Below are 13,706 nucleotides of genomic sequence, written 5' to 3'. Positions count from 1 at the left end.
TTTCGCTTTCTAATCCTCTTTTCGCATGAAGTAGAGGAGGGTTTGGAGTTCACTTGTCAAATCGACATACTGAACGACCACATCTTTTGGTAAATGCAGATGGACTGGTGAAAAACTAAGAATTCCTTTCACACCAGCATCTACCAAGAGATTAGCAACCTCTTGTGACTTAACACTGGGAACGGTCAGGATAGCAGTCTTGACATCGGCATCCTTGATTTTATCCTTGATTTGAGAAATTCCGTAAATGGGAATCCCGTCAGGAGTTTGGGTACCGACTTCAGGATGGTCATCTAGGTCAAAGGCCATGATAATCTTCATCTTGTTACGTTCGTGGAAGCGATAGTGGAGAAGGGCATGGCCCATATTTCCAATACCAACCAGCATGACATTGGTGATAGAGTTATCATTGAGTAAATCGGCAAAAAACGTCATGAGTTTTTTGACATCATAGCCAAAACCACGACGACCTAGTTCACCAAAATAGGAAAAATCACGACGTACGGTCGCTGAATCAATACCGATAGCCTCTGCAATTTGCTTAGAGTTGGCACGTTCAATCTTTTCTGCATGAAATCTCTTAAAAATTCGATAGTAGAGAGAGAGTCTTTTCGCTGTAGCTTTTGGAATAGCAAACTGTTTATCTTTCACAAAATCACAACCTTTCTATTCTTCTATTTTATAGAAACATTGTGAAAAAATCAACAAAAACAAGAAAAAACTAAGAAAAATCTTAGTTTTGATGTAAAAAGTCTGTATGTGATAGAAAACGGTAGAGGTCTCCGACCAGACCCTGATAAATTTTCTGGCTATTAAAAGTCAGAGAAGTTACATAAAGTGTATCTGGCAGGGTCACACATCCTGACAAAGCCAGCATGAGAGCTTCATAATCCTCATACTTGAGTGTACGCTCTACATGATAGCTGTCCTTATAGGTCAATTCAAACATATGGGACCTATCTTTCTGATTTTGTAAAGACACCACGTTCTACCAAGCTATCCATGAGGAAGTAGAATTTTTCCTGATGAATGTGGTGGTCTTCTGATTTGAAAATATCAACTAGACGAAGACCAAACTTGTCAGTGATATTGATTTTAGCCCCTGTAAGTTCCTTGTTAATGATGATTTTGAGTTGGAAGCCTTCACCGCTGTTTGGCACTTTTTCCAAAAGGCGAGTCAATTCATAGTTACCAACCTTAGTCTCAAAAAAGGTGTTATCTTTGAGGGTGAATTTTTTAACAGAAGGGCTAAGAGTGTAGTCGTAACGACAATTTTTTAACTGAATGGTTTTTTCAAATGCCATATGGCTAACCTCCGATAATTTCTTTTAAGGTTTTTGCGAGGGTTTGTAGGTCTTCAACAGTATTTTGTGGCGACAAACTGATACGAACGGATTCCTTCAAGCGTTCTGAATTTGCCCTGTACATGGCTTCAAGAACATGGCTGGATTGGACAATGCCTGCCGTACAGGCTGAGCCAGTAGAGATAGAAATTCCAGCCAAATCTAGCCGAAGGAGTAAAAGGTCATTTTTCTGATCAGGAAATCCAATATTGAGAACATAAGGGAGATGATGTTGTCCTCTATTCACGTAATACTGAATTCCTTCTAGCTCTGCAAGAAAGGCAGTTTCTAGATTTTGTACATGTTGGAAATGTTCTTCCTGTTTTTCTAGGTCTTCTTTTAGGGCTGCAACCATACCCACGATGGCAGCTAGATTTTCAGTTCCGGCTCGTTTTTTCTGTTCTTGGTCTCCGCCATGAAGATAGGAATCAAAATCCATGCTAGATGCGTAGAGAAAACCGATTCCCTTAGGACCATGGAACTTGTGGGCAGAAGCAGTGAGAAAATCAATGCCCAATTCTTCTGGGTGTATAGGGATTTTACCAATAGCCTGAACTGCATCGACATGATAGGCGGCTGGGTGTTGCTTGAGTATTTGGCCAATTTCAGCAATGGGCAGTAGGTTTCCAGTCTCATTATTGGCAAACATGGTAGAAACCAAAATCGTATCGTCACGTAAGGCCTCTTGAATTTGCTGGGCGGTGATTTCTTGATTTTCTGGCTGGATAATGGTTGCTTCAAACCCAAAGTGTTGAACCAAGTAATCAATGGTTTCAAGGACAGCATGGTGCTCAATAGCAGTTGTGATAATATGTTTTCCTTGTTCTTGGTGACGAAGGCAGTAACCAATGATAGCAGTATTGTTGCCTTCGGTTCCACCAGAAGTGAAAAAGATATGTTGAGGTTTTGTCCCCAGTAACTGAGCTAGTTCCTGGCGGGCTTCTCGCAAGAGTTTGCCAGCTTGACGACCATGCCCATGAATACTAGAAGGGTTTCCGTGGGTTTCTTGCATAACCTTGGTCATCGCTGAAATAGCAACTGCTGACATGGGAGTCGTTGCAGCATTGTCCAAATAAATCAAAGAATCACCTTATTTCTTTTTGTTGTAGGCAAAGAGTGGGCTGACTGGTTTTCTTTCGTGGATACGGACGATAGCATCACCAATTAACTTACTAGCAGTGATGTAGCATACGTTTTTAGGAGTTTTTTCTTTTGTTGCTACTGAATCAGTCACAAGAATTTCCTTAATATTAGTATTGTCAAGAAGTTCAGCAGCTCCTTCGACGAAGAGGCCGTGGCTAGAAACAGCATAAATTTCTGTAGCCCCTTCACGTTCAACGATTTTAGCAGCTTCAGAGAAGGTACGTCCTGTATTTAAAATATCATCAATCAAGATGGCTTTTTTACCTTCAACATCACCGATGATATAGCCTTCGTTGCGAGTTGCATCGTCTTGAGGGTAGTCGATAATGGCGATAGGAGCATCAAGATATTCAGCCAAGCTACGGGCACGTTTTACCCCTGAATTTTTAGGGCTAACAACAACAACATCTGAGCCAAGTAAGCCCTTATCGCAATAATGTTTTGCAAATAGGGGAACTGTGAAGAGGTTGTCAACAGGAATATCAAAGAAGCCTTGAACCTGAACGGCATGTAAATCAAGTGTAAGGATGCGATCAACACCAGCTTTAACCAGCATATTAGCAACAAGTTTCGCTGTAAGTGGCTCACGAGGTGAAGCGATGCGGTCTTGACGTGCATAGCCAAAATATGGAAGGACAACGTTGATACTGTGGGCACTTGCGCGCACACAAGCATCAACCATGATTAACAATTCCATTAGGTGGTTGTTAACAGGGAAACTTGTTGATTGGATGATGTACACATCATAACCACGGACACTTTCTTCGATATTTACTTGGATTTCTCCGTCTGAAAATTGACGTGATGATAGTTTTCCAAGTGGGACACCAACAGCTTGAGCAATTTTCTGTGCAATCTCTTGGTTAGAGTTGAGTGCGAAAAGTTTCATGTTTTTTCTATCTGACATTATAGACCGTCCTCTGTAAACTTTTTAAATCCTAGTAATATCTGCCTAGCCTATATGAACTGGGATTTTTGTATTTTATCTTTTCTATTCTACCAAAAAATAGAGATTATTTCAGCTATTTTTCATGCTTTTGACAAATCGGACCAATTTTGAGGGAGCTTTTTGATAATCAATCTGATTTTCCTCTAAAAATTGTTGGAAATCCTGTTTCCCTTGCTCGTGATTTTCAACTTCAAGCTCTAATTCGTAATCTGTAATATCAAAGTACTGACTTTCATCCAGCGCCATGAGACCAATAGCTGATTGCATTTCATAGCGAAGTGTCGTTAGACAACCAAGAATCTGCCATTCACTAGTTTTAATACCATGTTTCGCCAATTCATCCAGTACTAGTCCTTGAGGAAGTTCTTCCTTGCTCAGGTAGTTTTCAGCATCTTTTAGTTGCAATTTTTGATTGTATTCCATGTTTCCAACACTTTGCGGGACTTTGAGTGTCAATTCTGCCCAGTCTTCAAAGGTTCGAATGCGCATAGCAACTTTCTTTTCTCGCAGTTCAAAATCAGGTGTGTCTATGTAGTAATTTTTTTGAAGAACAGGAGTGACACCTGTGAACTGGTCTTTTAGACGATCATATTCATCTTTTTTCAAGAGTGTTTTCAATTCAATTTCTAAATGTTTCAATTTTCTTACCTTTTCTTTATCGTTGAAAGCGGATTATATGATATAATAGCTTTGTATTTATTGTATATGAATCTGGAGAAAAAATCAAAGATATTTTTGAAGGATAATATGGGAACAAGGGAGAATATATGACCTTAGAATGGGAAGAATTTCTAGATCCTTACATTCAAGCTGTTGGTGAGTTAAAGATTAAACTACGTGGTATTCGTAAGCAATATCGTAAGCAAAATAAGCATTCTCCGATTGAGTTTGTGACTGGTCGAGTCAAGCCAATTGAAAGTATCAAGGAAAAAATGGCTCGACGTGGTATTACTTATGCGACCTTGGAACACGATTTACAGGATATTGCTGGTTTGCGTGTGATGGTCCAGTTTGTAGATGACGTCCAAGAAGTTGTGGCTATTTTGCGCAAGCGTCAGGATATGCGGATTGTACAAGAGCGAGATTACATTACTCATCGAAAGGCTTCAGGCTACCGTTCCTATCATGTGGTAGTAGAATATATGGTTGACACCATCAATGGAGCCAAGACCATTTTGGCGGAAATTCAAATTCGTACTTTGGCCATGAATTTCTGGGCAACGATAGAACATTCTCTCAACTACAAGTACCAAGGGGATTTCCCAGAGGAAATTAAAAAGAGACTGGAAATTACTGCCAAAATTGCCCATCAGTTGGATGAAGAAATGGGTAAAATTCGAGATGATATCCAGGAAGCCCAGGCTCTTTTTGATCCTTTGAGTAGAAAATTAAATGACGGTGTAGGAAACAGTGACGATACAGATGAAGAATACAGGTAAACGAATTGACCTGATAGCTAATAGAAAACCGCAAAGTCAAAGGGTTTTGTATGAATTGCGAGATCGTTTGAAGAGAAACCAGTTTATACTCAATGATACCAATCCGGACATTGTCATCTCCATTGGTGGGGATGGTATGCTCTTGTCGGCCTTTCATAAGTACGAAAACCAGCTTGACAAGGTCCGCTTCATTGGTGTTCACACTGGACATTTGGGCTTCTATACGGACTACCGTGATTTTGAGTTGGATAAGCTAGTGACTAATTTGCAGCTAGATACTGGTGCAAAGGTATCATACCCTGTTCTAAATGTGAAGGTCTTTCTTGAAAATGGTGAAGTGAAGATTTTTAGAGCACTAAATGAAGCCAGTATCCGCAGGTCTGATCGAACCATGGTGGCGGACGTTGTGATTAACGGTGTCCACTTTGAACGTTTTCGTGGAGATGGGCTAACAGTTTCGACACCGACTGGTAGTACAGCCTATAACAAGTCGCTTGGTGGAGCTGTTTTACACCCAACCATTGAAGCTTTGCAATTAACGGAAATTGCCAGCCTTAATAATCGTGTCTATCGAACGCTGGGTTCGTCCATTATTGTTCCAAAGAAGGATAAGATTGAACTCATTCCAACGCGAAACGATTACCATACCATTTCGGTTGACAATAGCGTTTATTCCTTCCGCAATATTGAGCGTATTGAGTATCAAATTGACCATCATAAGATTCACTTTGTCGCGTCACCGAGCCACACCAGTTTCTGGAATCGTGTTAAGGATGCATTTATCGGCGAGGTGGATGAATGAGGTTTGAATTTATCGCAGATGAACATGTCAAGGTTAAGACCTTTTTAAAAAAGCACGAGGTTTCTAAGGGGCTGCTAGCTAAGATTAAGTTTCGAGGCGGAGCTATTCTGGTTAATGATCAACCACAAAATGCAACTTATCTATTGGATATTGGAGACCGCGTTATCATTGATATTCCCGCTGAGGAAGGCTTTGAAACTCTAGAAGCTATCGAGCGCCCACTGGATATTCTCTTTGAGGATGATCATTTTCTAGTCTTGAATAAACCCTATGGAGTTGCTTCTATTCCTAGTGTCAATCACTCCAATACCATTGCCAATTTTATTAAGGGTTACTATGTCAAGCAAAACTATGAAAATCAGCAGGTTCACATTGTGACTAGGCTCGATAGGGACACTTCTGGCTTGATGCTCTTTGCCAAGCACGGCTATGCCCATGCACGACTAGACAAGCAGTTGCAGAAAAAATCTATCGAGAAACGCTACTTTGCTTTGGTTAAAGGTGAAGGATACTTGGAGTCAGAGGGGGAAATTATTGCCCCGATTGCGCGTGATGAAGACTCCATTATTACCAGACGTGTAGCTAAAGGTGGAAAGTATGCTCATACTTCTTACAAGATTGTAGCTTCTTATGGAAATATTCACTTAGTCGATATTCGCCTGCACACTGGGCGAACCCACCAAATCCGAGTCCACTTTTCTCATATTGGTTTTCCTTTGTTGGGAGATGACTTGTACGGTGGTAGTCTAGATGATGGAATTCAGCGCCAAGCCCTACATTGCCATTACCTATCCTTTTATCATCCTTTTCTAGAGCAAGACTTGCAGTTAGAAAGTCCCTTGCCGGATGATTTCAGTAACCTTATTACCCAGTTATCAACTAATACTCTATAAAAATTGTTTCAGAGTATAATTATTATCTTAAAGGAGAAAACTCATGGAAGTTTTTGAAAGTCTCAAAGCCAACTTAGTTGGTAAAAATGCTCGTATCGTTCTCCCTGAAGGGGAAGAACCTCGTATTCTTCAAGCGACTAAACGCCTGGTAAAAGAAACAGAAGTGATTCCTGTTTTGCTTGGAAATCCTGAAAAAATTAAAATTTATCTTGAAATTGAAGGGATTGAGGACGGTTATGAAGTCATTGATCCTCAACACTACGATAAATTTGAAGAAATGGTTGCTGCCTTGGTAGAACGTCGCAAGGGCAAAATGTCTGAAGAAGATGCACGCAAGGTTTTGGTTGAAGATGTCAACTATTTTGGTGTTATGTTGGTTTACTTGGGCTTGGTTGATGGAATGGTGTCTGGAGCTATTCACTCAACAGCTTCAACAGTACGTCCAGCCCTGCAAATCATTAAAACTCGTCCAAATGTAACTCGTACTTCAGGTGCCTTCCTCATGGTTCGTGGTACGGAGCGTTACCTCTTTGGGGACTGTGCCATCAATATCAATCCAGACGCGGAAGCTTTGGCTGAAATTGCCATCAACTCAGCAATTACAGCTAAGATGTTTGGAATCGAGCCTAAAATTGCTATGCTAAGCTATTCTACTAAAGGTTCAGGATTTGGAGAAAGCGTTGATAAGGTTGTTGAGGCAACTAAAATTGCTCACGACTTGCGTCCTGACCTTGAAATCGATGGGGAATTGCAATTTGATGCAGCCTTCGTTCCAGAAACTGCAGCTCTGAAAGCTCCTGGAAGTACAGTAGCTGGTCAAGCAAATGTCTTCATCTTCCCAGGTATCGAGGCAGGAAATATCGGTTACAAGATGGCAGAACGCCTTGGTGGCTTTGCGGCTGTAGGACCTGTTTTGCAAGGTTTGAACAAGCCAGTTAACGACCTTTCTCGTGGATGTAATGCAGATGATGTTTACAAGTTGACCCTTATCACAGCAGCCCAAGCTGTTCATCAATAAGATTTAGTCCTCTTTCCTTTGGGAAGAGGCTTTTTATACTCAATGAAAATCAAAGAGCAAACTAGGAAACTAGCCGCAGGCTGTACTTGAGTACGGCAAGGCGACGTTGACGTGGTTTGAATTTGATTTTCGAAGAGTACTAATACTAGGAAAAGGACAGTTAGAATCTTCTGTGTTATACTAGAGATATGTTAGATTTGAAAGAATACGGTATCGTCATGTGGCCGGAGGAGAAGATCATTTCTTTCCGTGAGAAACTTCTTGCCTGGTATGATGAAAACAAAAGAGATTTACCTTGGAGGAGAAGTAAAAATCCTTATCATATCTGGGTGTCTGAAATTATGCTCCAGCAAACCAGGGTGGATACGGTTATTCCTTATTATGAACGATTCTTGGACTGGTTTCCAACAGTGGAAAGTTTGGCAACTGCCCCTGAAGAGCGTTTGTTAAAGGCTTGGGAAGGTTTGGGTTATTATTCTCGAGTTCGTAATATGCAGGCTGCAGCCCAGCAGATTATGACTGACGTTGGTGGTCAATTTCCAAATACCTATGAAGGAATTTCCAGCTTGAAAGGGATTGGTCCTTATACAGCAGGAGCCATTTCCAGTATTGCTTTTAACTTGCCTGAGCCAGCTGTAGATGGTAATGTCATGCGTGTTTTGGCGCGTCTATTTGAAGTCAACCACGATATTGGGATTTCAAGTAATCGAAAAATTTTTCAGGCAATGATGGAAATCCTGATTGACCCAGAAAGACCTGGTGACTTTAATCAAGCTTTGATGGACTTAGGCTCAGATATTGAGGCGCCAGTAAATCCCAGACCAGAAGAAAGCCCAGTTAAGGACTTTAGTGCGGCATATCAGAATGGTACAATGGACCGTTATCCAATCAAGACTCCCAAGAAAAAGCCTGTTCCAATTTATCTTAAAGCCTTGGTGGTCAAAAATACTCAAGGACAGTTTTTACTTGAAAAAAATGAAAGTGAAAAGCTATTGGCAGGTTTTTGGCATTTCCCCTTGATAGAAGTTGATAACTTTTCGCAAGAAGAGCAGTTTGACCTCTTTCATCAGGTTGCAGAAGAAAGTGTGAATTTTGGCCCCAGTCCAGAGGAGAGTTTTCAGCAGGACTATGACTTAGATGTTGATTGGCTTGATGTTTGTTTTGAGACTGTCAAGCATGTCTTTAGTCATCGCAAGTGGCATGTTCAAATTGTAGCAGGCCAGGTAAGTGACTACTATGACTTTTCAGATAGGGAAGTTCGCTGGCTTTCACCAGAAGAGTTTAAGGATGTTCCACTTGCTAAACCCCAACAAAAAATCTGGCAGTCTTATGCACAAGCCAACTTAGACAGTAGCAAAGACTAGCTATTGTGTCTTCTTGCTATTTTTTGATATAATAGTAGAGAAAAAGGTGAACAAATGAAAAAAATATTAATTGTAGATGATGAAAAACCAATCTCGGATATTATCAAGTTTAATATGACCAAGGAAGGTTACGAGGTTGTAACTGCTTTTAACGGTCGTGAAGCGCTAGAACAATTTGAAGCAGAGCAACCAGATATTATTATTTTGGACTTGATGCTTCCAGAAATTGATGGCTTAGAAGTTGCGAAGACTATTCGGAAGACTAGTAGTGTGCCTATTATCATGCTGTCAGCTAAGGATAGCGAATTTGATAAGGTTATCGGTTTAGAGCTTGGGGCGGATGACTATGTGACAAAACCCTTCTCAAATCGTGAGTTGCAGGCGCGTGTTAAAGCTCTCCTTCGTCGCACGGACTTGGCTTCTGTAGATAATCAAGAATCAGATGAAAATAAAACTCAACCCTTGCAAATTGGGGACTTAGAGATTGTTCCAGATGCCTATGTTGCTAAGAAATACGGTGAAGAACTAGACTTAACTCACCGTGAATTTGAGCTTTTGTATCACTTGGCTTCTCATATCGGTCAAGTAATTACGCGTGAACACTTGCTTGAAACGGTCTGGGGTTATGATTATTTCGGAGATGTTCGAACAGTTGACGTAACTATCAGACGTTTGCGCGAGAAGATTGAAGATACACCTAGTCGTCCAGAGTATATCCTAACACGTCGTGGTGTTGGTTATTATATGAGAAATAATGATTGAATTGATTAGAAAAAATATTCTTACTAGTGATTTTATCTTCATTTTAATTTTATTGGGTTTTATCTTGATTGTTACCTTGCTTTTGCTAGAAAATCGGCGAGATAATATTCGGTTGAAGCAAATTAATCAAAAAGTCAAAGATTTGATTGCAGGAGATTATTCTCAGGTATTGGATATGCAGGGAAGCTCTGAAATCACTAATATTACCAATAATCTCAATGATTTATCAGAAGTAATCCGTTTGACTCAAGAAAATCTGGAACAAGAGAGTAAACGATTACATAGTATCCTGTCTTACATGACGGATGGAGTCCTTGCGACCAATCGTCGTGGCAAGATTACTATGATTAATGACATGGCTAAGAAACAGCTAGGTGTTCAGAAAGAAGAGGTTCTCAATAAAAGTATTCTAGAATTGCTTAAGATTGAAGATGAGTATGAACTTCGTGATTTGATTACGCAGATTCCTGAACTCATGATTGATTCTCAGGATGACAATGGTGAATATCTGAGCCTTCGTGTACGCTTTGCCTTGGTCCGTCGAGAATCTGGCTTTATCTCAGGTCTGGTTGCCGTTCTGCATGATACAACGGAGCAAGAGAAGGAAGAGCGCGAACGGAGACTCTTTGTTTCTAACGTTAGTCATGAGTTACGGACTCCACTGACTAGTGTAAAATCCTATCTTGAAGCTTTGGATGAGGGAGCCTTGTCAGAACCTGTTGCACCAGACTTTATTAAGGTATCTCTAGACGAAACCAATCGTATGATGCGCATGGTAACTGACCTCCTCCATCTCTCTCGAATTGACAATGCGACCAGTCATCTGGATGTGGAACTGATTAACTTCACTGCCTTTATTACCTTTATTCTTAACCGTTTTGATAAGATGAGGGGACCAGACGAAGAGAAGAAATATGAATTGGTTAGAGATTATCCGATTACCTCTGTCTGGATTGAAATTGATACAGACAAGATGACGCAGGTGATTGATAATATTCTCAACAATGCCATCAAGTATTCACCAGATGGTGGTAAAATTAAAGTGACAATGAAGACAACTGATGATCAGATGATTTTATCTATCTCAGACCAAGGCTTGGGTATTCCTAAGCAGGATTTACCACGTATCTTTGACCGTTTTTATCGTGTGGATCGTGCTAGAAGTCGTGCCCAAGGTGGAACAGGTCTGGGACTGTCTATTGCTAAGGAAATTATCAAACAGCATAATGGCTTTATTTGGGCCAAGAGTGAATACGGTAAGGGATCAACTTTCACAATTGTGCTCCCTTATGATAAGGATGCAGTGAAGGAAGAAGTATGGGAGGACGAAATAGAAGACCAGAATGAGTGAAACAGGCTTTAAATACAGTATTTTAGCGTCGGGTTCCAGTGGAAATTCCTTTTATCTGGAAACCCCAAAAAAGAAACTTTTAGTGGATGCAGGCTTGTCGGGCAAGAAAATTACCAGCTTACTTGCTGAAATAAATCGCAAACCAGAGGACTTGGATGCCATCTTGATTACGCATGAGCATTCTGACCATATTCATGGAGTGGGTGTTTTGGCTCGCAAGTATGGTATGGATTTGTACGCCAATGAAAAGACCTGGCAGGCTATGGAAAATAGCAAGTATCTTGGCAAGGTGGATGCCTCGCAAAAGCATATTTTTGAAATGGGCAAAACCAAAACATTTGGAGATATTGATATTGAGAGTTTTGGTGTTAGCCATGATGCGGTCGCACCGCAGTTCTATCGCTTTATGAAGGATGACAAGAGTTTTGTCCTTTTGACAGATACAGGTTATGTTAGTGACCGTATGGCAGGAATTGTCGAGAATGCAGATGGCTATCTTATCGAGTCCAACCATGATGTAGAGATTTTGCGAGCAGGTTCTTACGCTTGGCGACTCAAACAACGAATCCTATCGGATCTGGGTCACCTTTCTAACGAGGACGGTGCTGAAGCTATGATTCGGACGCTAGGAAATCGCACTAAGAAAATCTATCTTGGTCACTTGTCTAAGGAAAACAATATCAAGGAACTGGCTCACATGACCATGGTCAATCAGCTGGCGCAAGCTGATTTGGGAGTTGGAATAGACTTTAAAGTATATGATACTTCACCAGATACAGCAACACCATTGACAGATATATAGAGAGAACGCTAAGAAGGTGTTCTTTTTATATTGACTGAACACCTAAAAAGTAATACAATGGTGTTACTATTAAAAAAGGGAGTGCAAAAGATGACTACTATTACATTAAAAGTTTCTGAAGCTGATAAAACATTTATGAAAGCAATGGCTAAGTTTGAAGGAGTTTCCCTGTCGGAACTTATCCGCACCAAAACTCTTGAAGCTCTAGAAGATGAATACGATGCTCGTGTGGCAGATTTAGCCTATCAAGAGTATTTAGAAGACTTGGAAAAAGGAGTTGAACCCATTACTTGGGAAGAAATGATGCATGATTTAGGCTTGGAGGATGAATAATTTGTATAAATTAGTTCCAACAAGACGTTTCATCAAGCAATTGAAAAAATTGGATCGTTATACGCAGAAGCTAATTACAAACTATTTACAAACCAATGTTTTGGAAGACCCGAGACGACACGGAAAGGCTTTGGTTGGTAATCGCGTTGGTCAATGGCGCTATAGAATTGGTAATTATCGAGTTATCGTACAAATTGTAGATGATGAAGTAGTCATTGCTACTTTAGAAGTTGGTCATCGGAGAGATATTTATTGAATTAAAGTTGAGTAATAACAGTATAGAAAGTGAGGAGAGTAAAATTTGAAGAAAAAATGGTTTTTTGCAGATTATTATGATACAACAATTATTTTACTTGCTTTAATCTCTGTTATTCTGGTATTACTTGGATTTGCTGAGATGATTGATTTAGACAGTCCTCCATACAGTATTATTGACTTACAACTTTGGGGTGTTTTTGTGGTAGATTATGGCTGGCGGTTCTTTTTAAGTAAAGAGAAATGGCGATTCATAATTGAAAATATCTTTGATCTGCTAGCTATCCTGCCTTTAAATGCTATTTTTACAGTGTTTCGATTAGGACGTATCTTTCGCCTAGCAAGGCTGACAAAATTACTGAAACTGACTCGTCTTTTAAGAATCGTTGGATTAACTGGCAAGCTGGAAAAGAAGGTAAGCAAACTCTTACGGACAAATGGCCTGATTTATATCTTGTATGTTAATATCTTTATTGTGCTAGTAGGAAGTTCAATTTTATCTGTAGTTGAAGAGAAATCCTTCTCAGATAGTCTTTGGTGGGCTCTTGTGACAGTAACTACTGTTGGTTATGGTGATATTGTTCCAATTTCACTTTTTGGGAAATGGCTAGCAGTTTTACTGATGCTTGTCGGTATTGGAACAATAGGAATGTTAACGAGTGCCTTGACGAACTTTTTTGTAAAAGATAATTCAGATGAACAGATAAAACTTGATAAACTCCAAGATGAATTGTCCAGTCAGAGAATGTTACTAGAGAGACAATCCGAGAAGATAGAAGAACTACATAGAATGATACAAGATTTGCTTGAAAAAAGGTAATTTTGACCATTTAAAAACCACTCGATGAGTGGCTTTTTTACAATCCTGCAAATTCTTTGATTTCTTGTGCTGACATTGAAGAGTCGCAACGGACATTGATTTGTCCATCCGCAATGTGAACAAAGCCTGGTACAGTTGGGATTCCGTAGCGTGAGCGGAATGCTTGCAATTCATTAAGTTGGCTTGGTTCTTCACTATTGATGAAGTAGATGTGGGCTTTAGTTTCAGCTACGACACCTGCCAATGTACCTGCGAATTTACGGCAGTAAGGGCAAGTTTTGCGACCGATAAAGAAAGTTGCAGTTTCTTTTTTATCAAGAGCTTCTTGCGCACGCGCAACTGTAGTGACTTCAAGGTCTTTGATATTATCTAAAAATTGTTCCATGAGATTACCTCGCTTTCATTGATAAGTCTAGTATGCCATAAAGTTTC

18 protein-coding genes are annotated in these 13,706 nt (G+C 40.1%); 11 read left to right on the top strand and 7 right to left on the bottom strand.

Annotation, left to right across the window (positions count from 1 at the left end):
• Positions 1–9 precede the first annotated feature (9 nt).
• The 6 genes from STYK_RS06225 to STYK_RS06200 all read right to left on the bottom strand — a co-directional run bounded on the left by STYK_RS06225 (position 10) and on the right by STYK_RS06200 (position 4,074).
• Positions 10–651 (bottom strand): redox-sensing transcriptional repressor Rex, encoded by a 642-nt coding sequence (locus STYK_RS06225; RefSeq protein ID WP_000653403.1) that lies wholly within the window; start codon positions 649–651, stop codon positions 10–12.
• 82 nt (positions 652–733) lie between these two features.
• On the bottom strand, positions 734–949 hold the full coding sequence (locus STYK_RS06220) for a DUF4649 family protein (RefSeq protein ID WP_000462493.1): 216 nt from the start codon (positions 947–949) through the stop codon (positions 734–736).
• 7 nt (positions 950–956) lie between these two features.
• Entirely contained in the window at positions 957–1,304 is a 348-nt protein-coding gene (locus STYK_RS06215; protein WP_000863540.1) for a DUF1831 domain-containing protein, read from the bottom strand.
• A gap of 4 nt (positions 1,305–1,308) precedes the next feature.
• The gene (locus STYK_RS06210) at positions 1,309–2,424 is read right to left on the bottom strand and encodes a cysteine desulfurase family protein (protein WP_261804717.1); all 1,116 of its coding nucleotides are present in this window, start codon (positions 2,422–2,424) and stop codon (positions 1,309–1,311) included.
• 9 nt (positions 2,425–2,433) lie between these two features.
• A complete protein-coding gene (locus STYK_RS06205; RefSeq protein WP_261804716.1) occupies positions 2,434–3,393 on the bottom strand; it encodes a ribose-phosphate diphosphokinase in 960 nt (319 codons plus the stop codon).
• A gap of 111 nt (positions 3,394–3,504) precedes the next feature.
• Positions 3,505–4,074, bottom strand: coding sequence for a CYTH domain-containing protein (locus tag STYK_RS06200; RefSeq protein ID WP_261086609.1), 570 nt, complete (start codon positions 4,072–4,074; stop codon positions 3,505–3,507).
• A 128-nt stretch (positions 4,075–4,202) separates the two neighbouring features.
• Between STYK_RS06200 and yjbM the strand changes: the two genes are divergently transcribed.
• The 11 genes from yjbM to STYK_RS06145 all read left to right on the top strand — a co-directional run bounded on the left by yjbM (position 4,203) and on the right by STYK_RS06145 (position 13,274).
• Complete coding sequence (yjbM, locus tag STYK_RS06195; protein WP_033687049.1) at positions 4,203–4,874, top strand: GTP diphosphokinase; 672 nt, start codon at positions 4,203–4,205, stop codon at positions 4,872–4,874.
• On the top strand, positions 4,858–5,676 hold the full coding sequence (locus STYK_RS06190) for an NAD kinase (RefSeq protein WP_033681742.1): 819 nt from the start codon (positions 4,858–4,860) through the stop codon (positions 5,674–5,676). Before yjbM ends, STYK_RS06190 begins: the two co-directional genes overlap by 17 nt.
• Positions 5,673–6,569: an RluA family pseudouridine synthase gene (locus STYK_RS06185; RefSeq protein ID WP_261086611.1), complete on the top strand. Its 897-nt coding sequence runs from the start codon at positions 5,673–5,675 to the stop codon at positions 6,567–6,569. Before STYK_RS06190 ends, STYK_RS06185 begins: the two co-directional genes overlap by 4 nt.
• A 43-nt stretch (positions 6,570–6,612) precedes the next feature.
• Positions 6,613–7,587 carry a phosphate acetyltransferase gene (pta, locus tag STYK_RS06180; RefSeq protein WP_000451571.1) on the top strand — a complete coding sequence of 325 codons (975 nt, stop codon included), beginning with the start codon at positions 6,613–6,615 and terminating at the stop codon, positions 7,585–7,587.
• A gap of 188 nt (positions 7,588–7,775) precedes the next feature.
• Complete coding sequence (mutY, locus tag STYK_RS06175; protein ID WP_261804715.1) at positions 7,776–8,951, top strand: A/G-specific adenine glycosylase; 1,176 nt, start codon at positions 7,776–7,778, stop codon at positions 8,949–8,951.
• Positions 8,952–9,005: 54 nt separating this feature from the next.
• Positions 9,006–9,713 carry a response regulator YycF gene (gene yycF / locus STYK_RS06170; protein WP_000722071.1) on the top strand — a complete coding sequence of 236 codons (708 nt, stop codon included), beginning with the start codon at positions 9,006–9,008 and terminating at the stop codon, positions 9,711–9,713.
• The gene (gene vicK / locus STYK_RS06165; RefSeq protein ID WP_261804714.1) at positions 9,706–11,064 is read left to right on the top strand and encodes a cell wall metabolism sensor histidine kinase VicK; all 1,359 of its coding nucleotides are present in this window, start codon (positions 9,706–9,708) and stop codon (positions 11,062–11,064) included. Before yycF ends, vicK begins: the two co-directional genes overlap by 8 nt.
• On the top strand, positions 11,057–11,866 hold the full coding sequence (locus STYK_RS06160; RefSeq protein WP_004254224.1) for an MBL fold metallo-hydrolase: 810 nt from the start codon (positions 11,057–11,059) through the stop codon (positions 11,864–11,866). The genes vicK and STYK_RS06160 overlap by 8 nt, the downstream gene beginning before the upstream one ends.
• 90 nt (positions 11,867–11,956) lie before the next feature.
• Entirely contained in the window at positions 11,957–12,199 is a 243-nt protein-coding gene (gene relB, locus STYK_RS06155; protein ID WP_000208079.1) for a type II toxin-antitoxin system RelB family antitoxin, read from the top strand.
• Between the two features lies 1 nt (position 12,200).
• Complete coding sequence (locus STYK_RS06150) at positions 12,201–12,455, top strand: type II toxin-antitoxin system RelE family toxin (protein WP_191962389.1); 255 nt, start codon at positions 12,201–12,203, stop codon at positions 12,453–12,455.
• Positions 12,456–12,500: 45 nt separating this feature from the next.
• A complete protein-coding gene (locus STYK_RS06145; RefSeq protein WP_261804713.1) occupies positions 12,501–13,274 on the top strand; it encodes a potassium channel family protein in 774 nt (257 codons plus the stop codon).
• A 37-nt stretch (positions 13,275–13,311) separates the two neighbouring features.
• Here the strand turns inward: STYK_RS06145 and STYK_RS06140 are convergent, their stop codons facing one another.
• Complete coding sequence (locus STYK_RS06140) at positions 13,312–13,659, bottom strand: thioredoxin (RefSeq protein ID WP_023944304.1); 348 nt, start codon at positions 13,657–13,659, stop codon at positions 13,312–13,314.
• Positions 13,660–13,706 lie beyond the last annotated feature (47 nt).

Source organism: Streptococcus toyakuensis (assembly GCF_024346585.1).
GTDB lineage: Bacteria > Bacillota > Bacilli > Lactobacillales > Streptococcaceae > Streptococcus > Streptococcus toyakuensis.
The sequence above is the reverse complement of the archived record's forward strand: the minus strand, read 5'-3'. Positions and strand labels throughout refer to the sequence as shown.